22 protein-coding genes are annotated in these 25,688 nt (G+C 49.7%); 21 read left to right on the forward strand and 1 reads right to left on the reverse strand.

Annotated features, from left to right (window positions below; genetic code table 11):
• The 15 genes from OI18_RS03080 to OI18_RS03150 form a co-directional block, all read left to right on the forward strand.
• Positions 1–770 (forward strand): NADH-quinone oxidoreductase subunit D-related protein (locus OI18_RS03080; protein WP_039137142.1); only part of this gene is annotated, 770 nt, incomplete at its 5' end.
• 49 nt (positions 771–819) lie between these two features.
• Positions 820–1,311, forward strand: a complete 492-nt coding sequence (gene nuoE / locus OI18_RS03085; protein WP_039137144.1) for an NADH-quinone oxidoreductase subunit NuoE — start codon at positions 820–822, stop codon at positions 1,309–1,311.
• 24 nt (positions 1,312–1,335) lie between these two features.
• Positions 1,336–1,791 carry a nuclear transport factor 2 family protein gene (locus tag OI18_RS03090; RefSeq protein ID WP_039137145.1) on the forward strand — a complete coding sequence of 152 codons (456 nt, stop codon included), beginning with the start codon at positions 1,336–1,338 and terminating at the stop codon, positions 1,789–1,791.
• Positions 1,792–1,878: 87 nt separating this feature from the next.
• Positions 1,879–3,231, forward strand: coding sequence for an NADH-quinone oxidoreductase subunit NuoF (nuoF, locus tag OI18_RS03095; protein ID WP_039137147.1), 1,353 nt, complete (start codon positions 1,879–1,881; stop codon positions 3,229–3,231).
• A gap of 33 nt (positions 3,232–3,264) precedes the next feature.
• Positions 3,265–4,392 (forward strand): NADH-quinone oxidoreductase subunit G, encoded by a 1,128-nt coding sequence (locus OI18_RS03100; RefSeq protein WP_039137149.1) that lies wholly within the window; start codon positions 3,265–3,267, stop codon positions 4,390–4,392.
• Between the two features lie 40 nt (positions 4,393–4,432).
• Positions 4,433–5,485 carry an NADH-quinone oxidoreductase subunit NuoH gene (gene nuoH, locus OI18_RS03105; protein ID WP_052272823.1) on the forward strand — a complete coding sequence of 351 codons (1,053 nt, stop codon included), beginning with the start codon at positions 4,433–4,435 and terminating at the stop codon, positions 5,483–5,485.
• A gap of 56 nt (positions 5,486–5,541) precedes the next feature.
• Positions 5,542–6,087: an NADH-quinone oxidoreductase subunit NuoI gene (gene nuoI, locus OI18_RS03110; protein ID WP_039137151.1), complete on the forward strand. Its 546-nt coding sequence runs from the start codon at positions 5,542–5,544 to the stop codon at positions 6,085–6,087.
• Positions 6,088–6,092: 5 nt separating this feature from the next.
• Positions 6,093–6,593, forward strand: a complete 501-nt coding sequence (locus OI18_RS03115) for an NADH-quinone oxidoreductase subunit J family protein (RefSeq protein ID WP_039137154.1) — start codon at positions 6,093–6,095, stop codon at positions 6,591–6,593.
• A gap of 108 nt (positions 6,594–6,701) precedes the next feature.
• Positions 6,702–7,040: an NADH-quinone oxidoreductase subunit NuoK gene (gene nuoK, locus OI18_RS03120; protein WP_039137157.1), complete on the forward strand. Its 339-nt coding sequence runs from the start codon at positions 6,702–6,704 to the stop codon at positions 7,038–7,040.
• Between the two features lies 1 nt (position 7,041).
• Positions 7,042–8,949 carry an NADH-quinone oxidoreductase subunit L gene (gene nuoL / locus OI18_RS03125; protein ID WP_205409974.1) on the forward strand — a complete coding sequence of 636 codons (1,908 nt, stop codon included), beginning with the start codon at positions 7,042–7,044 and terminating at the stop codon, positions 8,947–8,949.
• 24 nt (positions 8,950–8,973) lie between these two features.
• Complete coding sequence (locus tag OI18_RS03130; protein WP_039137159.1) at positions 8,974–10,446, forward strand: complex I subunit 4 family protein; 1,473 nt, start codon at positions 8,974–8,976, stop codon at positions 10,444–10,446.
• A 39-nt stretch (positions 10,447–10,485) separates the two neighbouring features.
• The gene (locus tag OI18_RS03135; RefSeq protein WP_039137161.1) at positions 10,486–11,862 is read left to right on the forward strand and encodes an NADH-quinone oxidoreductase subunit N; all 1,377 of its coding nucleotides are present in this window, start codon (positions 10,486–10,488) and stop codon (positions 11,860–11,862) included.
• A 194-nt stretch (positions 11,863–12,056) separates the two neighbouring features.
• Positions 12,057–12,764 carry a DUF6090 family protein gene (locus tag OI18_RS03140; RefSeq protein WP_039137164.1) on the forward strand — a complete coding sequence of 236 codons (708 nt, stop codon included), beginning with the start codon at positions 12,057–12,059 and terminating at the stop codon, positions 12,762–12,764.
• Between the two features lie 45 nt (positions 12,765–12,809).
• Complete coding sequence (locus tag OI18_RS03145) at positions 12,810–14,087, forward strand: ABC transporter permease (protein WP_039137166.1); 1,278 nt, start codon at positions 12,810–12,812, stop codon at positions 14,085–14,087.
• Between the two features lie 44 nt (positions 14,088–14,131).
• Entirely contained in the window at positions 14,132–16,567 is a 2,436-nt protein-coding gene (locus OI18_RS03150; protein ID WP_039137168.1) for a T9SS type B sorting domain-containing protein, read from the forward strand.
• Positions 16,568–16,797: 230 nt separating this feature from the next.
• On the opposite strand, the gene OI18_RS03155 is transcribed toward OI18_RS03150, so the two are convergent.
• Positions 16,798–19,365 carry a zinc-dependent metalloprotease gene (locus OI18_RS03155; RefSeq protein WP_052272824.1) on the reverse strand — a complete coding sequence of 856 codons (2,568 nt, stop codon included), beginning with the start codon at positions 19,363–19,365 and terminating at the stop codon, positions 16,798–16,800.
• A gap of 294 nt (positions 19,366–19,659) precedes the next feature.
• Between OI18_RS03155 and OI18_RS03160 the strand changes: the two genes are divergently transcribed.
• The 6 genes from OI18_RS03160 to OI18_RS03185 all read left to right on the forward strand — a co-directional run bounded on the left by OI18_RS03160 (position 19,660) and on the right by OI18_RS03185 (position 25,626).
• Complete coding sequence (locus OI18_RS03160; protein ID WP_039137169.1) at positions 19,660–20,520, forward strand: MotA/TolQ/ExbB proton channel family protein; 861 nt, start codon at positions 19,660–19,662, stop codon at positions 20,518–20,520.
• An 88-nt stretch (positions 20,521–20,608) separates the two neighbouring features.
• On the forward strand, positions 20,609–21,277 hold the full coding sequence (locus OI18_RS03165; RefSeq protein WP_039137171.1) for an ExbD/TolR family protein: 669 nt from the start codon (positions 20,609–20,611) through the stop codon (positions 21,275–21,277).
• Between the two features lie 30 nt (positions 21,278–21,307).
• Positions 21,308–21,868 carry an ExbD/TolR family protein gene (locus tag OI18_RS03170; RefSeq protein ID WP_039137172.1) on the forward strand — a complete coding sequence of 187 codons (561 nt, stop codon included), beginning with the start codon at positions 21,308–21,310 and terminating at the stop codon, positions 21,866–21,868.
• Positions 21,869–21,916: 48 nt separating this feature from the next.
• Entirely contained in the window at positions 21,917–22,750 is an 834-nt protein-coding gene (locus OI18_RS03175) for an energy transducer TonB (RefSeq protein WP_039137173.1), read from the forward strand.
• Positions 22,751–22,924: 174 nt separating this feature from the next.
• Entirely contained in the window at positions 22,925–25,243 is a 2,319-nt protein-coding gene (locus OI18_RS03180) for a glycoside hydrolase family 3 protein (RefSeq protein ID WP_039137175.1), read from the forward strand.
• Entirely contained in the window at positions 25,240–25,626 is a 387-nt protein-coding gene (locus OI18_RS03185) for a DUF2255 family protein (protein ID WP_039137176.1), read from the forward strand. Before OI18_RS03180 ends, OI18_RS03185 begins: the two co-directional genes overlap by 4 nt.
• Positions 25,627–25,688: the final 62 nt, after the last annotated feature.

The raw sequence follows: 25,688 nt of genomic DNA on the forward strand, positions 1-25,688 counted from the left end.
ACGAAGAAGTTTGCGGCAGCCGCCTTACCACCAACATTGGCCGGATCGGCGGGTTCGAGCGCAACTTTACTCCAACTGCATTCCAGAAACTGGAACGCTTCCTCGCAGAATATCCCGGCGTGCTGAAAGAGTTCGAAAACCTCTTCCAGCGCAACCGTATTTTCATGGAGCGTACACAGGGCAGCGGCGCCATCAGTGCCGACCGCGCACTTAACTACGGGTTCACAGGTCCTAACCTTCGCGCAGCCGGTGTCGACTACGACGTTCGGGTACACAATCCATATAGCTCATACGATGATTTCGAATTCGAGATCCCGGTAGGTTCAACAGGCGACAACTACGATCGCTGGCTGGTTCGTAACGGTGAAATGTGGCAGAGCCTTCGCATCATCGAGCAGGCTTACAACAAGATCAAGGAATTCACCGGTGCTGACGCAGAGATCTATCATGCCGATGTTCCCCAGTATTACCTGCCGGAAAAAAAGGACGTATACACCAAGATGGAAGCGCTCATCTGGCACTTCAAGATCATCATGGGTGAAATCGACCTGCCGAAAGGAGAAGTGTACCAGTCAGTGGAAGGCGGTAACGGTGAACTCGGGTTCTACTTTATCAGCGACGGTGGCCGCGCGCCCTATCGCCTGCATTTCCGTCGGCCCTGTTTCATCTATTACCAGGCATATGAAGAGATCACCAAGGGAGCAATGCTCTCCGACGCGATCATCACGCTGAGCAGCCTCAACCTGATCGCAGGGGAAATGGATGCGTAAGGAAGCCCGACACTTTTAAATTTTGACTTTTAAATTTTGACTTTTAATAATGCTATCCCAGGAGAAACTCAATAAAGTACAGGAAATCATCGCCCGCTACCCGGAAGGAAAGCAGAAAAGCGCGCTGATTCCCGTGCTGCACCTCGCCCAGGATGTGTTCGGCTGGCTGAGTGCGGAAACAATGGACTATGTCGCTTCCCTGCTGAAGCTCGAGCCCATTGAAGTGTACGAAGTGGCGACCTTCTACTCCATGTTCAACCTGAAGCCGGTCGGCAAGTACCTTTTTGAAGTGTGCCAGACCGGTCCATGTATGATCAACGGAAGTGATGACATCATCGAATACATCAAGCAGAAACTGAATATCGGTGTCGGTGAAACAACGCCTGATGGACTGTTCACCCTCAAAACTGTAGAGTGTCTTGGTGCGTGCGGTTATGCCCCGATGATGCAACTCGGAAAACATTACCGTGAGCACCTGACAAAGGCCAAAGTGGATCAGATCATTGAGGAATGCAGGAAAAATGCCGGTATCCTGAACTGATTACAACGCCCTAAAATATAAACATTGAAACGTCCTGCATTTTTATTCCTGCTGCTCTTTGTATCGCTGTCGCTGGCAGCACAACAGGTTGATTCATTTTCGCTCAAGAAAACGGCGATGGACCTGAACGCAGCTATGCTTGCGCAGGACTCTGCAAAAGTGAACCAGCTGCTGCATAAGAAATGCAATTACGGACATTCCAATGGCTGGATAGAAAAGAAGAATGAGCTTATCGCCAACATGTTCAATGGCACGCTGAAATACACCAATATTTCGCAGGGCACCATGACAGCGGTAATTGAAGATAAAACCGGGCTTCTCCGCTCCAACATCGAAGTCGATGTGATCCGGAACGGCCAGCCCGCCCACTTCCGGCTTCACGTCCTCCAGGTCTGGATCTGGAAGAACAAAAAAGGCTGGCAACTGCTAGGCCGGCAGGCAACAAGGCTGCCTGATGAAGGGCAGGAGGGGAATAAATGATCAGGTTGAACGTAAATAGGTCGATAAGTGAAAAGGTGAAAAAGTGAATAGGTGAATAAACCCGTTTGAATTTTGAATTTGAAGCAAATGAGTGTGAAATTATTACTTGAAAAAGCCCACGTTGAAGGAATCCGCAGTTTCGATGTTTATCGTCGGGAAGGCGGCTACCGCAGTGTGGAGAAGGCACTTAAGACGATGAGCCCCGATGCGGTTACTGAAGAAGTGAAGAAAAGCGGACTCCGCGGTCGCGGTGGCGCCGGGTTCCCTTCCGGACTGAAGTGGAGTTTCCTCGCCAAACCAGAAGGCGTACCCCGTCACCTCGTTTGTAATGCAGACGAGTCTGAACCCGGTACGTTCAAGGACAGGTACCTGATGGAATTCATCCCGCACCTGCTTATAGAGGGACTAATCGTTTCTTCCTTCGCATTGGGTTCACATGCTACATACATTTATATCCGCGGCGAATACGCCTGGATCCCTGATATCCTCGAGCAGGCCATCGCAGAAGCGAAGAACAATGGCTTCCTGGGAAAGAACATTTTAGGCAGTGGCTTCGATTGCGAGATCTATGTGCAGCGTGGCGCCGGTGCTTATATCTGCGGCGAAGAAACTGCTCTCATTGAATCACTCGAAGGCAAGCGTGGTAACCCGCGTATCAAACCGCCATTCCCGGCCGTAAAAGGTGTATGGGACCGTCCGACCGTTGTAAACAACGTCGAAACACTCGCAGCAGTAGTACCCATCATCAATATGGGCGGTGAAGAGTACGCCAAGATCGGTGTCGGCAAATCAACCGGTACGAAACTGATTTCTGCCTGTGGTAACATCAACAAGCCGGGAGTATACGAGATAGACATGACCATTTCTGTGGAAGAATTCATCTACAGCGACGAATACTGTGGTGGCATCCCGAATGGGAAAAGGCTCAAGGCCTGTATCCCCGGTGGTTCATCCGTTCCCATCCTTCCCGCCAACCTTCTGCTTAAAACAGCAAAGGGCGAAACGCGTTACATGAACTATGAAAGTCTCGCCGACGGTGGCTTCGCAACTGGTTCCATGATGGGATCAGGCGGCTTCATCATTCTCGACGAAGACCAGTGCGTGGTAAAGAACACTTACACCCTCGCACGATTCTATCGTCATGAAAGCTGCGGACAGTGTTCACCCTGCCGCGAAGGAACCGGCTGGATGGAAAAGATCCTTAAAAACATCGACACGGGAAAAGGAAAGATGAGTGACATCGACCTGCTTTGGGATATCCAGCGCAAGATCGAAGGCAATACCATTTGCCCGCTCGGCGACGCCGCCGCATGGCCCGTTGCAGCCGCCATCCGCCATTTCCGTGACGAGTTCGAATGGCACGTAAACAATCCGCAGGAAAGCCAGACCCGTAATTTCGGTCTCGCTCATTATGCGGACCCTATTTACGTCCCCGCGTAATGTAATTTTTGAATTTGAATCTTGACTTTTTATATGGCCGAAGAAAAGAAAGCTGAAGAAAAGAAACTTTTTAAAGTAACCATCGACAACATCACTGTTGATGTTGAGCCCGGTACAACCATCCTCCATGCCGCCCGCATGGTGGGTGGCGACGTTACTCCACCGGCGATGTGTTATTACAGCAAGCTGAAGGGAAGCGGAGGTAAATGCCGTACCTGCCTGGTGGAAGTTGCCGCCGGTTCAACTGCTGACCCGAGGCCGATGCCTAAGCTCGTTGCGAGCTGCCGTACCACCGTTATGGATGGCATGATCGTGAAGAACATCACCAGCGAAAGAGTGCTCGAAGCGCGTGCGGGAGTAGTGGAACTGCTGCTGATCAACCACCCGCTCGACTGTCCCATCTGCGACCAGGCTGGCGAATGTCACCTGCAGGATCTCAGCTATGAGCATGGCAAGGAAGGTACCCGTTATGAATTCAAGCGCCGGACATTTACCCCACATAACCTGGGTGAATATATCCAGCTGCACATGACGCGCTGCATCCTTTGCTATCGTTGCGTGTATACGGCGAACCAGCTTACCAACAAACGCGAACATGGAATTCTCGACAGGGGAGACCATGCAGAGATCGCAACATATATTGAGAAAGCCCTCGACAACGAATTCATCGGTAACGTGATTGACGTTTGTCCCGTTGGCGCCCTCACTGATAAAACCTTCCGCTTCAAGAACCGTGTATGGTTTACGAAGCCGATGGACGCACACCGCGATTGCCCGACCTGCTCCGGCCAGGTGCAGCTCTGGATGCGTGGTGATGAAGTATATCGCGTAACCGCAAGGAAAGACGAATGGGGTGAAGTAAAGGATACAACAGAAGGCAAACCAGGCTGGATCTGCAACGATTGCCGCTTCCACAAAAAGTCGGTGAAGGATTGGGTAATCGAAGGACCAACCCAGGTGAACCGTCATTCCGTGATCTCGCAGGGACATTACGTGAACACCGTAACGCCCAAAGAGACACTGCCTGAAGTGATGGGAGGCCGCGCACCGAAGCTGTTGATGAACATTCATAAAGTCAGTGATGTGAACCGTCCGGAAATTCAACTGTCGAAAATCGAAGGACCGGCACACAGTGACGACTTTAAACCGCCAACCCCTTAAGAACTGTACATTTTTAAATTTTTACTTTTCACTTTTTAATTTGAATAAAGTGTTTGATCTCGCCTTCATAATCGAAAAAGCCGTTCTCATAGGGGGAATAATTACCGTCTCCCTCCTTATTGCAATGTATTCCACATGGGCAGAAAGGAAAGTTGCAGGTTTCATGCAGGACAGGCTTGGACCGAACCGCGCAGGTTGGGGTGGACTTCTTCAGCCGCTTGCCGATGGTTTGAAGCTTTTTATGAAGGAAGAAATTATCCCTAATGCATCAAACAAGACTCTCTTCATACTCGGCCCGGCACTCGCCATGCTCACAGCAATGATGACAAGCGCTGTAATTCCCTGGGGCGGAAAGATCGAAGTCTTCGGACGCACTGTCGACCTGCAGATTGCAGACATCAACATTGGCATCCTCTACATCTTCGGTGTGGTGAGCATGGGTGTATATGGTATCATGATCGGCGGCTGGGCCTCAAACAACAAATTCTCCCTGCTGGCAGCACTGAGAGGTGCCTCGCAGATGATCTCGTACGAACTGGCGATGGGACTCGCTATCATTGCCCTCCTCATGATCACCGGTTCCCTCAGCCTCAAAACTATCGTAGAACAACAGAGCACAGGCTGGTGGAACTTCTTCCTGCAGCCCGTTGGCTTCCTCATCTTCATGGTGTGCGCATTCGCAGAATGTAACCGTACACCTTTCGACCTTCCTGAAGCGGAGAACGAACTCAACTTCGGTTACCACCAGGAGTACAGCTCCATGAAACTGGGTTTCTATCTCTTTGCAGAATACATCAACATGTTTATCAGCAGCGCACTGATGGCTACACTGTATTTCGGTGGTTATGATATTCCATTCGTGAATGACGCAAATCTTGGCGCAAACATCGGGATCAATGCTCTTGCTGCAATTCAGGGAATTACACTCTTCTTAAAAGTCGCTTTCTTCATATTCTTTTTTATGTGGGTTCGGTGGACTATCCCCCGTTTCCGATACGACCAGCTGATGAACCTTGGCTGGAAAGTACTGATTCCACTGGCATTGCTGAATATGCTGGTGACAGGGGCAGTAATCCTCTGGCTGGGCCATTGATAGGGAGCTGGAAACTTGGAGAGAACGAACAATAGAAATAATTTTACGCCGCAATTATGCAAGCATTAACAAACAGAAATAAAGCAGTTGATCGCAAGCCGATGACCTTGTGGGAGAAGATGTACATTCCTTCCATTATGAAGGGGATGTCTATCACCCTGTCGCACTTCTTCAAAAAGAAGCCGACCATCAGCTACCCCGAAGAGAAGCGCCCGTTCAGCCCGGTATTCCGTGGCCTGCATATCCTGAACCGTGACGAAGAAGGTCGCGAGCGCTGCACTGCCTGCGGATTGTGCGCGGTTGCATGTCCCGCAGAAGCCATCACCATGGAAGCTGCCGAACGCAAGCCGGGTGAAGAGAACCTGTACCGTGAAGAGAAATATGCAGCCCGCTACGAGATCAACATGCTGCGTTGCATCTTCTGCGGACTTTGTGAAGAAGCCTGCCCGAAAGACGCCGTTTACCTCAGTGAAACGTTTACCCCGGCCAATTTTACGCGTGAAACCTTTATCTACAAAAAGCAGGACCTCCTGATCCCTGATCCGAAAACAGAACCGGAACAGTACCAGAAAGCCCTGGGATCACGCGCAAAAAAGAACTGACTAACATGAATATCACACAAATACTTTTCTGGCTCCTTACAGTAATGGCAATTGGTAGTGCACTGATGGTGATCGTCAGCAAGAACCCAGTTTACAGCGTTCTCTTCCTGATCGCCACCTTCTTCGCTATTTCCGGGCATTATATCCTGCTGAATGCACAGTTCCTCGCCATCGTTAACCTGATCGTTTATGCAGGCGCCATCATGGTGTTGTTCCTCTTCGTGATCATGCTCATGAATCTCAACACCGAAACCGAGCCGCAGAAAAACAAGTGGCTCAAATTCGCCGGAACCATTGCCGGCGGCTGTTTGCTCCTGGTCCTGGTAGCCGCCTTGCGCGATGCGGATACCCGCACCAGCACTGCCCTTGTGAAAGAAGGTGATATCGGCCTCATTCAAAACCTTGGAAAGACTTTGTTCAACGAATACGTTATTCCTTTTGAGATCAGTTCCGTGCTCTTCCTCAGCGCCATGGTTGGCGCCGTGGTTCTCGGAAAAAAGGAATAACACTAAAGCTCTTTACGCCTCTGCGATCCTTTGTGCCTATGTGTGAAAATCACAGAGTCGCCCTGGACCCGTTTTGAATGTTGATTTTTAACTTTTGAATTCGAATAGATGCCCATAAATCTTTACATCTTTTTGGCTCTCGCCTTATTCTCGATCGGAGTGATCGGGGTACTGACCAGGAGAAACGCCATTATCATTTTCATGTGCATTGAGTTAATGCTGAACGCAGCTAACCTCTTGCTCGTGGCATTTTCAAAGCTTCACCTGGCTGATAAGGCTAACCCTGCCCTTAACGTCGCAACGAATGGTGCCGACGCACAGTTGTTCGTATTCTTTATCATGGTGGTGGCTGCAGCAGAGGTAACAGTGGGATTGGCCATCATCGTTATGATGTACCGCAATACCCATTCGGTTGACGTGAATTTCCTGAACAGATTGAAAAACTAATATGAATAGTATCATTGACTACGTTTGGCTGGTACCCTTCTTCCCACTGGTGGGTTTCCTGCTGAACGGTTTGCTTCGGAACAGTTTGTCAAAGCCGCTTACAGGTATCATCGGTTGCGGAACCATCCTGGCTTCATTTGTGGTGAGTGTGCTGCTTTTCATTGAAGTGAAGAACGGCCACACCGGAACTGTTACCCTGTTCGATTTTATCAGCTACGATAAAACTTCCATCCCGTTCTCTTTCCTGGTTGACCAGCTGTCGGTATTGTTCCTGCTGATCATCACCGGTGTGGGCTTCCTGATCCACCTGTATTCAACTGCATACATGCACGAAGAAAGCGAAATGCATTTCGCGAGGTATTTTGCTTACCTCAACCTCTTCGTGTTCTCGATGCTGCTGCTCGTGCTGGGATCCAATTACGTGATCATGTTCATCGGCTGGGAAGGTGTAGGACTCTGTTCCTATCTCCTGATCGGTTACTGGTTTAAGAATATCGAGTATGGCAATGCCGCGAAGAAGGCCTTCGTGATGAACAGGATCGGTGACCTCGGTTTCCTGCTGGCGGTTTTCTGGCTGCTCGCGAAGATCGGCACCGTCAACTTCGCTGAAGTATTCGACAATGCAAACCTGGAGCTGCTCACGAAGAACGATTTCACCATCATCACGATGCTGCTATTCGTTGGAGCTACCGGTAAGAGTGCACAGATTCCTTTATACACCTGGCTGCCCGATGCGATGGCCGGCCCCACACCGGTATCCGCCCTCATCCACGCAGCAACGATGGTTACAGCAGGTATCTATATGATCGCGCGCAGCAACATCTTATATACGATGGCCCCGCTTACCATGAACGTGGTGGCGATCATCGGTCTCGCTACTGCATTGCTCGCAGCAACCATTGCCCTCAAACAAAACGATATAAAAAAGGTACTGGCCTACTCAACTGTGAGCCAACTCGGCTATATGTTCCTCGGACTTGGGGTAGGCGCATTCACCGGCGCAGTATTCCATGTAATGACGCACGCCTTCTTTAAAGCACTGCTCTTTCTTGGCGCCGGTTCGGTTATCCATGGCATGCACCATGAGCAGGATATCCGTAATATGGGCGGACTCAAAAAATACATGCGCACCACGCACCTGACCTTTCTTATTGGGTGCCTTGCAATCGCCGGTATTCCGGGCTTCTCCGGTTTCTTCTCGAAAGATGAGATCCTGGCAGCAGCATTTGCAAAGAACCCGATGTTGTATATCCTTGGTGCTGCAGGCGCATTGATGACGGCATTCTATATGTTCCGTCTTTACGCCATGACCTTCCAGGGCAAATTCCGCGGTACGCACGAACAGGAACATCACCTGCATGAATCACCTGCTGCGATTACAATTCCACTGGTGGTGCTGGCCATACTGAGTGCATTCGGTGGACTCATCGGCGTCCCTGAATTTATGGCGCACCACGCACACCAGCTTGGTGATTTCCTGGCGCCGGTGTTTGCAAAATCCACCGCGCTTCAGCCAGCACATGAAATTGACCACAACACTGAATGGATGATGGCAGGTGGCTTATCACTGCTGATTATTATTGTGATCGCACTGGCATGGAGCCGTTTCAGCAAATACCAGAAAACGGAGGAAGAAGCTGGCGGTTTCGGTAAAGTGCTGGAGAACAAATGGTATGTTGATGAACTGTACGAAGCAGTGATCGGTCGCCCGACAAATGCTTTCGGACGGATGATGGAGAAGCTGGATAAATATGGTATTGACTGGATAGTGAACGGGGTAGGAAGGAGTGTGCAGTATGCCAGCAGGCAGGCACGTCTCATCCAGAGCGGACAGGTAGGCAGTTACGTGCTGCTGATGGTCATCGGTATGATTATCCTGTTTGCGATACAGGTATTCCTGAAGAAATAATTAAGAAAGAAAGAGATTCAAATAATGGTACCAGTTTTACTGATATTGATCCCCCTGATAACCGGCCTGGCGTTATTTGCCATCAGGCAGGAAAACACGGCAAAAACAATTGCTTTCCTTGCAAGCATCCTGTCCCTGGCCGTGATGCTTGCTGGAATGAGCATTTGGAATGATGCGGCACACCTCACCTACAACGAACAATGGATTGGCGCCCTTAACAGCCGCTTCCATTTTGATCTCGATGGAATGAGCCAGCTGCTCTGCCTCCTTACCACCTTTTCTTTCCCGCTGATCATTTATGGTACATGGGGAAACCGATATGTTGATGCGAACCGTTTCTTCGGCTTGCTGATGTTGTCTCAGGCCGGACTCCTCGGGGTGTTTATGTCCATGGACGCATTGCTTTTCTATTTCTTCTGGGAACTGGCACTGATCCCACTTTACTTCCTTTGCAGCCGCTGGGGCGGTGAAAGAAGGATCGCAGTAACCTTCAAATTCTTCGTATATACATTCCTCGGATCGCTGTTCATGCTGATCGCGATGATCATGTTGTATTTCAAGGCAGGAAACTCATTCGCCTGGGCAGATTTTGTGAAGACTGCGCAGACACATGCAAGTTCCGGCTCTTCGCAAGAGCTGGCCATTTTCCTGATGCTGATGCTGGCTTTCGCCATCAAAATGCCTTTGTTCCCTTTCCATACCTGGCAGCCCGACACTTACGAGCAAACACCAAACGCAGGTACCATGATACTGAGTGCTATCATGGCGAAAATGGGTGTATATGGATTGCTGCGCTGGCTGGTGCCTGTTGTACCTGCTGCGACCTTCCAGTATGGAGATAATATCGCGACCCTGGCCGTAGTGGGAATGCTATATGCAAGTTTCATTGCAATGCAGCAGGACGACCTGAAACGCCTGGTTGCTTATTCATCCATCGCACACATCGGCCTGATGATCCTCGCCATTTTTGTACCGAGCTATAGTGGACTGCAGGGTGTGATGATCCAGATGTTCAACCACGGTATCAATATCCTCGGAATGTGGTTGGTAGTGAATGCGATCGAGCAGCAGTTCGGTACGCGCAAAATCAGCGAACTCGGTGGTATCGCGCAGAAAGCGCCTGTGCTTACGATTTTGCTGGTAGTGGTTGCACTTGCGAATGTATCGTTGCCATTAACGAATGCTTTCATCGGTGAATTCATGATGTTCAATGGAGTACTGGGCTCCACGGCATCGCAGTACAGTGTGATATATGCAGTGGCTGCCGGTCTCACCATTATCCTTGGAGCAGTGTATACGTTGCGAATGATCCAGCGGGTCTTTTATGGTGAGCTGAACACGCTGACCATGAACACGCGCGAAGTTTCCGGTTATGTGCAGGTGGTGCTGTCGATAATTGTGGTAGCGATCCTGGTTATCGGTATTTACCCGAAGCCGCTTTTAACGCTTACGAGTGATGTATCGCAGCAGATCCTGAACAAGATGATTTTAAAATAAGGTAAACGAATCCGAATCTAACGACCTCGATAAATAGTTATGAACGCAATAATACTTTCCGCGATTCTTGGTGTTGTGCTGATGTTCAGTGGCATCATGTTCAAGAATGGCAATACGGTGCGGAATATCGCCATTGCCGGCATGCTGATCCTGCTGTTCGCCAACCTGGCGGAGATGAAAGGCTACCATTTTTTCGATATCAACACGAAGAACCTTCTGTCTTTTACAAGGTTCGGATTGTTGTTTAATAGCATCGCGATCGGCGCTACGCTGATGTACATGCTGGTGTCTTCCCGGGATATCGTGAATGTTGGTATAAATGTGGCCGAGTATTTTGCATTGATCTTTTTCGTGTTGTGTGGTATCGCCGTGATCACTGCGTTCCAGTCATTGTTGATGTTGTTCCTTGGCATAGAAATCGTTTCTATTCCGCTGTATATTCTTACTGGGGCAGACAAGCGTAACCTGAAGAGCAATGAAGCAGCGTTGAAATACTTCCTGATGGGTTCATTCTCCACCGGTATCATGCTGATGGGAATTGTACTGGTATATGGTGCCAAGGCAACCTTCAACATCGAGCTGATGGGCGCCGACGTGAATCCCGGCAGGAATGCCTGGTACCTGTCAGGTTTGTTGCTGCTCCTGATCAGTATGGCCTTCAAAGTCTCAGCTGCGCCCTTCCATTTCTGGACACCCGACGTTTACGATGGAGCGCCCACTGTATTCACTTCTTTCATGGCTACGATTGTAAAGGCAGGTGTGTTCATCGGTTTTGTACGCCTGTTCGAAGGCACATTCGCTAATTCCGGATACCAGTGGCAGCTGATCCTCGCGATCATTACTGCGGCCACTTTGTTCATCGGCAACGTAACGGCTGTTTTCCAGCAGAGTGTGAAGCGGATGCTGGCATATTCCTCTATTGCACAAGCCGGCTTCATGTTGTTTGCACTCTTCAGCTTTAACTCATTGTCGCGCGAAGGCATCATCCTCTATTCGCTCGGCTATTGCCTTGCTACTGTGGGTATTTTCGCTGTGCTGATCCGCATGAAGGATTATACGTTCGAAGGCTTCAACGGTCTCGCACGTTCTCAGCCTGTGCTCGCCGCCACTACTACAATCTTCCTGTTGTCTCTTGCGGGCATTCCACTGACGATCGGTTTCTTCGCCAAATACTTTATGCTTGCTTCAGCAATTAAGAACGGTGCGCATCTCTGGCTCGTATTCTTCGCGATCCTCTGTGCCGTTGTGAGCGTGTACTATTATTTCCGTGTCATCCAGGCCATGTATTTCCGCGACGGTCATGCTGCCATTGAGCCCACGACCCCCGGCTTCCGCTGGATCCTCGTGTTCATGGCCGCCCTCGTGATCCTGCTCGGCATCTTCCCCAACCTGGTGCTGCAGTATCTCTACTTCTAAATTGCAGGTGCGGCAATGCGTAGCATTCGCCCGATCTCAATAATATTTTTATAAGGTTTACGTCAATCGTAAACCTTTTTTTATGCCTGCCGGTTTTGACATGTGAATGGTGGTTATTGACATTTCCCACAGCCCACGGATAATGCAATTTTGCGTCTTCGTTAATCAGAATTTGTAGTTTAAACCAGTATGATATGCGTGAGGAATTAACAAAGCATTGCCGGAAGATCTATCACATTCTTAAGTATCCAACACACACTTTAGCCCATAGACTGAAAGAAATTACCATTGAGGTCTGCATTATTATTTTCGCGGTTTCGCTTTCCATTTGGTTTCACAGCTGGTCCGAATACGGGCATGAGAAAGATGCCGCCAATGCGTTTCTCCGGGGATTGAAAGATGACCTTAGCAATGACCTCGAAATAATTGAGAAGAATAAAAGCCTGGTAACAACCTTGTGCAGGCATTATGAATCCATCCTGAATGTTAAAAAGGATAATCCTGCCGGCAACAAGTACCAGGATTCCGTCATCTCCCGGAATTTCAAATTCGAGATAGTCATGACCCATCCAAATATCGGGAGGTATGAAGGTTTTAAGTCAAGCGGAAAGATAGGCACGATCCAGGACGGGCAGCTTAAAGAACAAATTTTGGCCTACTACCAGCAAACCAACCCAAACCTGGCATTTGGTGAGAACTATATCAATTCGTTACAGCAAAAAATCATGTACCTGGCGGTTGATGGAATTGATAATAAGTCAGTAAGCGATCTCGCCAGGACCCGTAAAATGCAGATCCTGTTCAGGCTTGCCTTACAAAACTTTGCCCTCAACCTTGAGGCCTACTCCGGTGCATCTCACCAGATCAGGTCAATTATTGACGGAATTGATGGACAAAGTTGAAGGCACATCTCGCCCGCGGAGTCATCTTTTTTGTATTTTCAGCCTATGAAAATCACCGATACGCTTTCCTTGTCCTTTCGCACTATCCGCTCCAATAAGCTGCGCACGGGCATTACCGTTGCCATCATTGCATTGGGAATTGCGGCACTTATCGGGATTAACACGGCTATCCAGGCCATTTCACAGAAGTTTATGGAGAGCTTCTCCAGCATGGGAGCAAATGGATTCACCATCCGTTACCGTTCTGCCTTCCGCTTCGACCGGGGAGAACTGAAAAAGGAGAAAAAGGATGGCAAGAAGCTGAAAAAGTCGAACGTCAATAAGCCGATCACCCGCGAGCAGGCAGAAGCCTTCAAACAGCGGTACAACTACCCTGCAAAAGTGAGTTTATCACTGGGCGGTGGCAACAATAATACAGCTGCTTTTGGCAATAAAAAGACTAACCCTACTGTTTGGGTGAATGGCGGCGATGAAAACTACCTGGATCTGAATGGTTACACCATCGCAGCAGGCCGCAACCTGAACGAGCTTGATGTAAGTTCCGGCCGCAATGTTTGCATTATCGGTAAAGATGTGGCAGAAAAGCTTTTCGGCGCCAACACCAATCTTGAACAGCCACTGGAGAAGATCATCAAGGTCAACAGTATTCCATTCCGCGTTATTGGCGTACTGCAGCCGCGCGGTTCCACTTTTGGCCGCAGTCTCGATAACAACATTATCACTTCCTTTAACAGTGTCCGCAGGTTTTTTGCCAACTCAGCTTCCTCATCATTTTCAATAGGGGTGAAGTCGCCTGATATCATCAATATTGAAACTGCAATCGGTGAGGCCGAAGGTGTTTTTCGCGTGATCCGGAAAAATGAGATCAAGGAAGAAAGCAATTTCCTGATCGATAAAAGTGACGCCTTTGCGGAAATGGCCATGCGGCAGATCGGCTGGCTCACTGCCTCCGCCGTTGTGATCGGGTTCATCACACTTATGGGAGCTGCTATTGGTCTCATGAACATCATGCTCGTAGCAGTGACTGAACGCACCAAGGAGGTGGGCCTCATCAAGGCAATCGGCGGGAAGCAGCGCAATGTCCGCTGGCAATTCCTTTATGAATCCATCCTGATCAGCCTGATGGGCGCAGTAATTGGTATTGTTATCGGCATACTTCTCGGCAACATTGTCAGCATGCTCATGAGCACTGGTTTCGTGGTGCCCTGGATCTGGGTTTTCATGGGCGTAATCATCTGCACCATTGTTGGACTTGCCGCCGGCGTTTACCCGGCCTACAAAGCGTCGAAACTTAACCCCATCGAAGCCCTGCGATACGAATAAAGAACAACGAATAAACTAACTTTATAGCCTATTCATTTAACTGCATGAATAGGCTTCTTTCCATACTCTTTGTGTTAGCCACTTCACCTTTGCTGGAAGCACAGGTGACCCCGTCAGTCAATGTAAGTTTCGACTGGGTGAAACAGATGGGTGGCCGCTCCAATGGTAACTTCGGTAATTACGGCACCGACATTGCAATTGATTATTCCGGCAACATTTACACCATCGGCGACTTTACCGCAACAGCAGATTTTGATCCCGGCCCCGGTGTGGTTAACCTCAGTATTCCGCCAGGTAATGACGAAAAACTTAACGTTTATATCCTGAAACTTACTGCAGCCGGTGAGTTTGCGTGGGCCAAACAAATAGGCGGCACAGGTGGTGGCGGCAATCGCGTCTTCAGCAGTACCATTTCACTGGACAATGCGGGCAACGTTTATCTTTCCGGCACATTCAGCGGTACCAACGATTTCGATCCAGGCCAGGGATCATACACCCTTACCTCATTTGGTGACAGGGATATTTTTGTAGTTAAGCTTAACGAAGCAGGCAACTTCGTTTGGGCTAAACAACTGGGTGGTAACGGCGACGAGCAGCCCGGAGTCGCAACCCGTATCGATGGCAACGGCAATATCTACCTCACTGGCGGCTTTCCTGGAACAGTCGATTTCGATCCCGGGCCCGGCATTTTCAATTTAGCCTCCGCAGGCAGCTGGGATATTTTTTTTGTCAAGCTCGATACCGACGGTGATCTGGTTTGGGCCAGGCAGGCTGGTGGCACAAATGAAGATGTCGGGGTCGGCCTCGATATCGACATCGGCGGAAATGTGTACGTCACCGGCGTGTTTCACCAGGACGCCGATTTTGATCCCGGTCCATCCACCTTCACCCTTAGCGCATCAGGTGCAAGCGACATTTTCGTGTGTAAGCTTAACACTGCCGGTAATTTCGCCTGGGCAAAACAAATTGGTGGAACAGAACCGGCTGACTCAGTCGAATCCCCGTACTCACTTACAGTCGATGCCGACGGAAATGCCATAGTAACGGGAAGTTTCGCCAGCACCATCACCATCGATCCCGGTTCTTCCAACTACCGTCTGACCAGCCTGGGCAGCTTCGACATCTTCCTTGCTAAATATAACGCCGCGGGAAACCTCACCTGGGCCAGGCAAATAGGTGGAGCTTCGGAAGATGCCATCTTCGAATTGACAACAGATGCGTCCGGAAATATCTTTGCCATAGGGCAGTTCCGGGACAGGATAGACATTGACCCTGGCCTATGCAAGCTCGAAATGCAGGCGAGCGGTACGGATGTTTTCATCGCACGTTTCAATGTCAGCGGCAACCTCAGCTGGGGTAAACAACTTGGGCGATCTGATAAACCAGATGCAGGCACAGGTGTCAGCGGCTCATCAATTGCCGTAGATGCCACAGGCAATGTGCTTAGCACAGGTGGATTTGGTGGTACTGTCGATTTTGATCCCGGTTCAGGAATCGTATACCAGACAGCACCCGTCCAGGGTGATGTGTTCATTCATAAAATGAGGCCATGTACAGGCAGTACTGCGTCAAATCTTTCCATCGCTGCCTGCAGCCCGTTTACACTTAACTGTCAGACCTATATTACCGGGGGCGTATACACGCAGGTAATCGAAAACACTTCGGGCTGCGACAGCACCATAACATTGCAACTTACTATCCGTAATCAAAACGCTTCAGGCGAAATCAATATCAATGCCTGCTCAAACTACGAATGGAACGGCTATGTACTCACTTCAACCGGCAGCTACACCGATACCTTTCCTTCAGCAAATGGTTGCGACAGTATCATCACCCTTCACCTTACCATCAACTCGCCGGTTTATACAACAGAATTCAAATCCATCTGCCAGGGCCAGCAATTTGAGGGGCATTCAACGGCTGGCACTTATATCGACACGATGGTAACGCGCAATGGTTGTGACAGTATCCGACAGCTTGAGCTCGAAATACTGCAATCACCGGCTCCTTCGCTTGGTCCGGATAAAGTATTGTGCACCGGCGATTCCATAACTCTCACTCCGGGCAGGTTCGACTCTTACAGGTGGCCGGACGGTTCTGCCAACAGCTCTTTTGTTGCCCGCCTTCCAGGAACCTATGGGGTTACTGTCACTAATCTCTGCGGTTCCGCAACCGACCAGGTTGTTGTCGTTGAAGGACAATGTGAAGTCCGTTTCCCTACCGCCTTCTCGCCCAACAATGACGGGATCAATGAATCCTTCAAAGTCCTCGGAAATCATCGCTTCATCATTTTTCAACTCCAGGTCTACAATCGATGGGGCCAGAAAATCTTTGAAAGCACCGAACCCGACGGTGCATGGAATGGTAAGTGTAACGGCAGGGACCAGGCGCCAGGTTTGTACACCTGGACCTGCACGTACACAGATAACACAAACACCTATCCTAAAAAGCTTATGGGCACAATCCTCCTGGTCAGGTAAACCTGTCACTGCTTCCGTTTATTGCAGGCAGGAAACGCCTGTAATGAACCAACTCCATTTCATCTTCACCTGTGATTTACGAGGGCAAAATACATTCTTGAAAGGCTGTTTGTCAAGGGTGTTTTCACCCTTTATGAAAATTAAAATGCAAGTGCAGTCATAAACCACACTTGCAATATTTTTATAGCGCAACTCAGAACGCTAAAGTCCGAACCGCGCAGACCCGCTACTTACTTCTCAACCTTCAACCCCTCTGCAATGCGATCCATCAGGTCCTGCAGGTGATAACGGCTCGCCACATCAGAATAAAAAGGCAACGCAGTCCTGATCTCCGATTGCAGCGCACGCAACGTGCCTTTTGCAAATGACACAGCATCACTGTTACGACCAACAGTTGGCACCAGCGTAATCACAATTCCAGGCTGCGCAGCCGTCGCGCCACCAGTAGCAGGGCGTACAATCCCAAGCAGTCGCTCGACCACTGACTTCTGCAGGTTGCGGCGATAGATATCTATCGGTTTGTGCAATACCACTTCACTGAATGTGTACCGCTTAAGGTCCGACATCAGGTCATTCAAGGTATAGGTGGCACTGCCTTCCGTCGCTTCGGCAGTAAGCAACCTGTTTATCACACCGGCAGACAAAATCCGTGATAATGCCATCTCCTGCATCCGCGAAGTGATCGTTACCCCGCTCAGCCCTATCTTGCTATAGATGTCCTTGTTTAGCAGCCATGTGGGTGTAGTGAACACCTGGCGATTCAGGAACTCCATCGCCTCCCGCTGTGTTTCCTTCGGCACCGTTTCAAACACGGCACCAGGCTGGTCAACAGTCTTGGGTGTTTCCATCAGTCCGCCAATATTCTTCGTCACATGCCCGACATACCGGCCAAACTGGGTAACCACCTCATTATATAAAGTGTTCAGGCTATGATAATCGTGATCAGGCTCGCGGGTCCACGCCTCGAGGTTGGGAATGATGCGCTGTAGGTTCCTGATCCCGTAAGTCCCGGCCTTCATCGCGTTGTCACCCAGGTCCTCGTTCTGCGACCGCGGGTCATCAGGGTTTGTTTCCCGCCCAAACCACAGCCGTTTATTCTTCATCCGCTCCACCGTCATCTTGTTCAGTATCACCTTTTCATCTTCAGCATCCTTAGCATCGGGATACCAGCGATAGCCCCACTCAATAGCCCAGATATCATAGTCCCCGATCCTTGGAAAGATCCCCTTCTCCGAGATCTTGTCCTCCGGCTGGGCCACATAGTTGAACCGCGCATAGTCCATGATCGAAGGGGTGTGCCCATGCTCTTCCACCCATTTCTTATCCCGCAGCTTTTCTACCGGTACCGTGGAAGACGCTCCATAATTGTGGCGCAATCCTAATGTATGGCCCACTTCGTGCGATGACACAAACCGGATCAGCTGTCCCATCAGTTCATCATCAAACCTTGTCGTACGCGCCCGCGGGTCATTGGGCGAGGCCTGTACGAAGTACCAGTTTCGCAGCAACTCCATCACATTATGGTACCAGTTGATATGGCTCTCCAGGATCTCACCGCTCCGCGGGTCATGTACATGCGGACCGCTTGCATTGGGAATATCGGATGGCTTGTATACGATCGCCGAATACCGGGAGTCTTCAAGACTCCAGTTCGGATCATTCGCGGGAGCCTCCTTCGCCATGATCGCATTCTTAAAGCCTGCCTTCTCAAAAGCCACCTGCCAGTCGTTCACGCCCTGGATCAGGTAAGGCACCCACTTCTTCGGGGTAGCGGGGTCGATATAAAATATGATAGGCTTCCGGGGCTCTACCAAAATCCCTCTTTTGTACTTCTCCACGTCCTCAGGCCGCGGCTCCAGCCGCCAACGTGTAATCGTCCTGATATTCTCGATCCCCTGCGGATTGGCATCGAAATCAACATACTCCCTGCTGAAGTATCCCACGCGGTCGTCATAATACCTCGCTTTCATCTGCTCACTCGGCAACAGCAGCATCGAGCTGTTGATCTCCACGGTAAAGGCACCGGAAGATGCTCCGCCCGACATCGTAGCAGGGGAACCCGTTACAGTGCCACCACTCCGCGTATAGGTCTTCACCGTCTTGATCTCCGTATTCATCGGGTACGATTTCACTGAGTTCACATATGACTTGTCCGACTGTAGCGAACCTACGCGGAACAACCGCTTCTGGTTCGCCTCGAAATTCAGGATCTCGTTGTCACTGTTCAGGAAGGAAGTGATCTCCACCACGGCACCGGTGGAGTCATGTCCCGGGGCCGCAATATCAAAGGCCTGCACTATAGGCTGGATATTCGAGTTTGCAACTGCTTTGTACATAGGGTAGGTGCTGTCACGCGAGATCTCATCAAAGGAAATGTTCCGGATAAACACCTTGTTATTCGGTCCCTTGTCGAAGCGGATCACGTTCTCGCCTATAAAATCGCCGGCATAACCAAAGAAGAGGTTACGCATGCCGGCAGCCGCCTTCGACAGCCGGTTCACCACCAGGATGTCGCGCCCGAACAGGGAGTCAGGGATCTCGAGGTAGTACTTGTCCTCCACCCTGTGAACGATGAACAGGCCACTGTCGGTTACGGCCTTCGAGGTAATGACGTCGGTATATGCCTTGGGACCAGGGTGCGTCCATGCGCTTTTGGCGGGACCCAGGGCAGGAGTGATGCCGATCGAATTGGTTACGGATGGCGGTTTGGTTTGGGCTAACAGGGAACCTGTGCTGACCATGAGGAGTAACAACCCGGTCAACGGCACAAACTTTCCCTTCAGGGGAGTTGTTCTCATGTCAAATTCTGTTTAAATTGGTTGCGATAAGGCAAAGTGAACGATTATAACACCCGAACCGGCACAAATGATGGGCCTGGTACAAATTTAAGAAAATGCTGTAAGTGGCTTGCCATGCGGCTTTCAAAAGGGTACCAAGCTAATTTTTTTAATTTGTAGCGCTTTCGGATATTTATTGTGGCAATTTGTACTTTTTATTCTTTTTTTATTTAGACTTGTGTCCCCAAAAAAGACCTAGGGTCAATTCAAGAACAATTAATACCTGTTTTACAAAAAAACTAAAAACAAACGATTATGGCAGAGACTAAACCAACTGCAACCGCGAAGGCAGCATCAACATCTGTTCAGGCGAAAAAAAGAAGCAACGCTATTTCCTGGATTGCCCCATTGTTGTGTGTGATTGGTGGATACCTGATCTGGAGATTTGTAGCCGGTGCAGACAGCGGTTTTACAAACCCCGATCCTAACGGCGGATTCTGGCCTAACCACCAGGGACCCAAAGGCGCATTCAACAAAATGTATGAAGGTGGTATCGTTGTACCGATCCTGATTGCTAACCTCCTGGTTGTACTGGTGTTCGTTATTGAAAGGCTCCTTACTATCAGCAAAGCTGCTGGAACAGGTAACAACGACGAATTCATCCGCAAAGTACAGTATCATCTTGCTAACAAAAATGTAGACGCAGCCCTCGCTGAGTGCGACAAACAGAAAGGCTCTGTAGGAAACGTAATGAAGGCTGGTCTCCGTAAGTACAAAGAGATGATCACTAACACTGAACTGGACACTGAACAAAAAGTAATCGCTATCCAGAAAGAAGTGGAAGAAGCTACATCCCTCGAACTGCCGATGCTTGAGAAGAACCTCGTGTTCCTGTCAACCATCGCTTCAGTAGCTACCCTCCTCGGTCTGTTCGGTACGGTACTCGGAATGATCCGTTCCTTCTCTAAACTCGGTGACGAAGGTGGTGGTGACGCTGCCCGCGAACTGTCAAAAGGTATCTCTGAAGCCCTTTACAACACGGCCCTCGGTATCGGTACTTCTGCAGTTGCGATCATCATGTATAACGTATTTACAACAAAGATCGACGGTATCACTTACGGAATCGATGAGTCTGGCTTCACGCTGACACAAAGCTTCGCTTCACTGTACAAGTAAGCGCAGCAGCCGGACTTTTTAACAGATCTCTATTTGTGGAAAATCACGGCAAGTGAATCTAAATGTGAATCAGATCAAAAATTAAGTCATGCCAAAAGTTAAACTTCCCAGGAAGAGCACCAATATTGATATGACCGCCATGTGCGATGTGGCTTTCCTCCTGTTGTCATTCTTCATCCTGACAACAAAGTTCAAGCCCTCCGAAACACTGACGGTTGTTACCCCCAACTCGGTGGCTTCTAAAGTAGCTCCCCAGAAGGACGTGGCTATGGTAACCATCGACAAGGAGGGAAAAGTTTTCCTTTCTTTCTCGGAAGATGCACCCAAACAGGAAGTAATTGAAGCCTTGAATACCAATAAGAACCTTGGTCTAACCGATGCTGAGATTGCCAACTTCAAAAAAGGTCCCTTCATCGGTGTTCCCATCAGCCAGCTGAAGTCACTCCTGCAGCAACCTGCAGAAACCTGGCCACAGCTGAAATACACCGGCATCCCGGTGACCGACACCCTGAACAATGAACTGGTTGAATGGATGCGCGCCGTTAAAACCGCCTTCCAGGGAATTAAAATGAACCTGCTCGTTAAAGGTGATAACGCTTCACGTTATCCTTCTTTCAAAGGTGTTATCGATGCCTTCAAAAAGAATGATGAACTGAAGTTCCAGATGGTAACCAACCCCGAAGGTGTTCCACCCGGTACAGAACTGTATAACACGAACCTGAAAAGGGGTTCCGGAGAAACACCTGCTGAAGAGTAAATAATATTATAAAAAACAAATTTTTGCACAATGGCAGAAATGGATACCTCGTCAGGTGGGGGACACAAAAAAGGACCTGGCGTTAAAAAAGGGAAAAAACTCTCCACCCGTGTGGACCTTACCCCAATGGTGGACCTCGGCTTTCTGCTGATCACTTTCTTCATCTTTACCACTACCATGAGCCAGCCAACCGCCATGCGGTTGTTCCTGCCCAAGGACACGGAAAAGCCGGAAGAACAGAACAAGGCAAAGGAATCCGGTGCTTTGACAATCATGCTCTCCAAGAATGATGTCGTGTATTACTATGAAGGGATCTTGGCTCCTGATGCATCTAACTTCAAGACAACCAATTTCAAAGAAGTACGCGATATTATCCTGAACAAGAAAAAGAATACCAAGCCCGAAGATTTCGTCGTGGTGATCAAGCCCAATGCAGAAAGCAGCTACAAAAACGTGGTTGATATGCTGGACGAAATGACTATCAACGAAGTAAAGCGTTATGCACTGGTTGACATCAGCCCGGTTGAAGACCAGCTGATCCGCGTAACTGAAGGCGGCGCTGCACCTGCTGCGGCTCCTGCAACCAAGTAAGGCGTATGGAATTTATTAAGTTTTGCATCTAATATTAAAACCGGAAAAATGGAAGCAAATAAAATACTGAACTCAGACTTACTGGACATCATTTTTGATGGCCGTAACAAAGAGTACGGTGCATATGAGCTGCGCAAGACCTACAATAAGCGCATGACCGTGGCACTGATAGTTACGACTGCGCTTCTGTTACTCATCCTGCTTGGAAATGTATTGGCTAATTCATTGAAGAAGAAGGACGATAAAACAGAAATGATCGTGCAGGACGTACAGCTGGAGGAAGTGAAACGCGAGGAGCCAAAGAACGAGCCCCCACCGCCGCCGCCTCCACCAAAGCCAGAACCACCAAAAGTGGAAATGGCTAAATTCACTCCTCCCAAGATCGTAAAGGATGAGGAAGTGAAAGAAGATGAAAAACCACCAGAAGTTGAAAAGCTGGAGGAAACCAAGATCGGTACAATTAACCAGGAAGGTATCAAGGATGAGGGTATCGTTGCTCCCCCCGCTTCTGACGAAGGAAAGGGTGTAGTTGAAGCCCCCAAAAAAGTGGAAGAAGACTGGGACAAAACCTTTACAAAGGTGGAGATCGAGTCTGAATACCCAGGTGGTACCTCCGCATGGCAGCGTTACCTGAACAAGAGCCTCCGCTACCCGCAGGAAGCCCAGGATAACGAGATCCAGGGTACTGTAGTGATCCAGTTCATCGTGGACAAAGAAGGTAACGTTTCCGAAGTGGAAGCTATCTCCGGTCCTAACGAACTCCGCGAAGAAGCTGTCCGCGTAATCAAGAAGTCCGGTAAATGGACTCCCGCGGTTCAGAACGGTCGCCAGGTTAAATCCTACAAGAAGCAGCCGATCACCTTCCGTTTGGAGACAGAATAAGTTTCATTGCATATGCCGAAGCTTTAGTGTAGGCATACGAATAAGGCGCAAAGGAAATATCTTTTGCGCCTTATTATTTCCTCCCTGCGCCATTCTTCCTCCTCCCTGCAGCATTACGCTTCTTCGGGACTTTGTGGGAATTTTCTTTAACTTAAAAGAATAATCCCCGCACACATGAGATCCTCGCGTTTTGCAGTCCTGGTATCCGGCCTCTGCCTTACGACTGCCACGATTGCCCAGTTGCCCTACCGCACTATTCAACAAAAGGGCAGTACACTCTGTTACTCACTCTCATCCGGGGTTCAACTCATCAAACAGGATGGCTTCTCGTTCAAGGACCTGAATAAGAACGGGAAACTTGATAAATACGAAGACTGGCGACTTCCGGCTGAAGAGCGCGCCAAAGACCTGGCGACAAAAATGTCAATTGAACAGATTGCCGGGCTTATGCTCTATAGTGCCCACCAGTCCATCCCCGGCCGGGATGCCGGCTTTGGAAAAGGAACCTACAACGGCAAATCCCTAAAGGAAAGCGGCGCAAAATCTTCAGACCTCTCCGACGAGCAAAAAGAATTCCTGACCAGGGATCACCTACGGCATGTACTGATCACATCTGTGGAGAGTCCCGAAGTTGCTGCCACGTGGAATAACAACGCCCAGTCATTCGCAGAAGGTACCGGCCTCGGAATTCCCGTGAACACAAGCTCTGACCCGCGGCATATTGCCGTGGCATCCACCGAATACAATGCCGGTAGCGGAGGCAGGATCTCGATGTGGCCCGATGCCCTCGGGCTCGCTGCCAGCTTTGACCCGGCACTCGTAGAAGAGTTCGGGTCCATCGCGGCAAAAGAATACCGCGCACTGGGCATTACCACTGCACTCTCGCCGCAGGTAGACCTCGGAACAGAACCACGCTGGAACCGGATCAACGGAACATTTGGCGAAGATCCCTGGTTATCTGCCGACCTCGGACGCGCATACATCGACGGTTTCCAGACCTCGAAGGGAAAGGATGAAATCAAAGATGGCTGGGGATACTCCAGCGTGAATGCTATGGTAAAACACTGGCCCGGAGGGGGACCCGAAGAGGGTGGGAGGGATGGTCATTTCGCTTATGGAAAGTTTGCCGTTTACCCTGGCAATAACTTCAAAGCGCACCTGGTGCCATTCACGGAAGGTGCTTTCAAACTTAAAGGGAAAACAGCCATGGCTTCCGCAGTAATGCCTTACTATACCGTATCATTCGGCATTGATTCCGTGAACAATGAGAATGTCGGGAATGCTTATTCGAAGTTCATCATCACCGACCTGTTGCGTAGCCAATACCACTATGATGGCGTCGTATGTACAGACTGGGGCATTACCCGCAACGAAGGACAGTACGTCGATGAATTTCGGGGAAAACCGTGGGGCGTGGAAAAACTAACAGAAGCACAGCGACACTACAAAGTGATCATGGCAGGTGTAGACCAGTTTGGCGGAAACAATGTGGCCGGCCCGATCATCGAAGCATACCAACTGGGTGTCGCAGAACACGGCGAAGCTTTTATGCGTCAGCGCTTTGAAGCCTCCGCAGTAAGGTTGTTGAAAAATATTTTCCGCACCGGGCTCTTCGAAAATCCTTACCTCGATCCGGCTAACTCAAAATCCGTTGTTGGTAAACCGGCATACATGAAGGCCGGTTACGATGCACAACTGAAATCACTCGTGCTGCTCAAAAACAAATCCAATGTGCTACCGCTTAAAGGTAAACCTAAAGTATATGTGCCAAAACGCACATCACCCGCAGCGCGCGACTGGTTTGGCAATGTGACTCCCGAAAAAGTGCAGGACCCTGTGAGCATTGACTTACTGAATAAATATGTCACTTTCACCAACGATGCCGCAGCCGCCGATTATGCGATAGTGTTTGTCAATAGTCCGACGGGCAGTACCGGCTACGACCGCAACGACCGTCTGAAGGGCAGCAATGGCTATATTCCCATCAGCCTGCAGTACGGTCCTTACACCGCGGCTGAAGCCCGGGCGCAAAGCATTGCTGCGGGCGATCCCGTACTTGATTCAACTGTCAGCAACAGGTCATACAAAGACAAAGCAATCACGGCCACAAACATTACCGACTTGCAATCCATCCTCGATACAAAAAAGCTCATGGGCAACAAACCCGTGATAGTTGTGATCAATGCAGCTTCGCCCATGGTCTTTAGTGAATTTGAAAGCCAGGCAGATGGTATCCTGCTTTCCTTCGGCGTGCAGCACCAGGCCATTCTCGACATGCTGAGCGGTAAAACAGAGCCCTCTGGTTTACTCCCCGTGACCATGCCCGCGAGCATGGAAATAGTAGAAAAGCAGTTTGAAGATGTTCCTCACGATATGCAGCCGCACCTCGACAGCCAGGGCAATTCCTACAAATTCGGTTACGGCCTCAACTGGAAAGGAGTGATCACGGATGCACGCACCACTCGCTATAACATGCAAACCGCAAAGCGATGAATGCCAAACCCAAATGGACAACCGAAGAACTCGGCGCCATCTCAACTGCCGATGACCTCAAAATCTCGCCCCTGCGTGATGATGGTAAAACCTACGGAACTCCCACCTGGATCTGGAACGTGGCAGTAAAAGGCGAATTATATGTCCGTGGATATCACGGGGTAAAATCGCGCTGGTACCAGGCCGCACTGAAGCACCCCAACGGTCGCATCCACGCAGCCGGACTGGTTAAAGATGTGATCTTCGAACCCGTGTCCCCTGGTACCATACAAGACCTGGTCAACAAAGCCTATCAAACCAAGTATAAAACCAATCCCTTTGTTCCCGCCATGATCAGCGAAAAGGCCCAGGCCGCCACGATTCGCATCCTCCCCGCATTTTAATGCAAACGTTTGTGTGTCCCTCTTCAGGTCACGCAGCCTTACCTTCAATTCCGAATAGACGG

The organism is Flavihumibacter solisilvae (assembly GCF_000814475.1).
Lineage (GTDB): Bacteria > Bacteroidota > Bacteroidia > Chitinophagales > Chitinophagaceae > Flavihumibacter > Flavihumibacter solisilvae.

Bases quoted from the DNA above. Each gene is read 5' to 3' on its own strand.
- OI18_RS03165 (WP_039137171.1), top strand. From the start codon at position 20,609: ATGCCAAAAGTTAAACTTCCCAGGAAGAGCACCAATATTGATATGACC.
- OI18_RS03150 (WP_039137168.1), top strand. From the start codon at position 14,132: ATGAATAGGCTTCTTTCCATACTCTTTGTGTTAGCCACTTCACCTTTG.
- OI18_RS03160 (WP_039137169.1), top strand. From the start codon at position 19,660: ATGGCAGAGACTAAACCAACTGCAACCGCGAAGGCAGCATCAACATCT.
- nuoI (WP_039137151.1), top strand. From the start codon at position 5,542: ATGCAAGCATTAACAAACAGAAATAAAGCAGTTGATCGCAAGCCGATG.
- OI18_RS03185 (WP_039137176.1), top strand. From the start codon at position 25,240: ATGAATGCCAAACCCAAATGGACAACCGAAGAACTCGGCGCCATCTCA.
- OI18_RS03175 (WP_039137173.1), top strand. From the start codon at position 21,917: ATGGAAGCAAATAAAATACTGAACTCAGACTTACTGGACATCATTTTT.
- nuoE (WP_039137144.1), top strand. From the start codon at position 820: ATGCTATCCCAGGAGAAACTCAATAAAGTACAGGAAATCATCGCCCGC.
- OI18_RS03130 (WP_039137159.1), top strand. From the start codon at position 8,974: ATGGTACCAGTTTTACTGATATTGATCCCCCTGATAACCGGCCTGGCG.
- OI18_RS03180 (WP_039137175.1), top strand. From the start codon at position 22,925: ATGAGATCCTCGCGTTTTGCAGTCCTGGTATCCGGCCTCTGCCTTACG.
- nuoF (WP_039137147.1), top strand. From the start codon at position 1,879: ATGAGTGTGAAATTATTACTTGAAAAAGCCCACGTTGAAGGAATCCGC.
- OI18_RS03100 (WP_039137149.1), top strand. From the start codon at position 3,265: ATGGCCGAAGAAAAGAAAGCTGAAGAAAAGAAACTTTTTAAAGTAACC.
- nuoL (WP_205409974.1), top strand. From the start codon at position 7,042: ATGAATAGTATCATTGACTACGTTTGGCTGGTACCCTTCTTCCCACTG.
- OI18_RS03115 (WP_039137154.1), top strand. From the start codon at position 6,093: ATGAATATCACACAAATACTTTTCTGGCTCCTTACAGTAATGGCAATT.
- OI18_RS03170 (WP_039137172.1), top strand. From the start codon at position 21,308: ATGGCAGAAATGGATACCTCGTCAGGTGGGGGACACAAAAAAGGACCT.
- OI18_RS03140 (WP_039137164.1), top strand. From the start codon at position 12,057: ATGCGTGAGGAATTAACAAAGCATTGCCGGAAGATCTATCACATTCTT.
- OI18_RS03155 (WP_052272824.1), bottom strand. From the start codon at position 19,365: ATGAGAACAACTCCCCTGAAGGGAAAGTTTGTGCCGTTGACCGGGTTG.
- OI18_RS03145 (WP_039137166.1), top strand. From the start codon at position 12,810: ATGAAAATCACCGATACGCTTTCCTTGTCCTTTCGCACTATCCGCTCC.
- OI18_RS03135 (WP_039137161.1), top strand. From the start codon at position 10,486: ATGAACGCAATAATACTTTCCGCGATTCTTGGTGTTGTGCTGATGTTC.
- nuoK (WP_039137157.1), top strand. From the start codon at position 6,702: ATGCCCATAAATCTTTACATCTTTTTGGCTCTCGCCTTATTCTCGATC.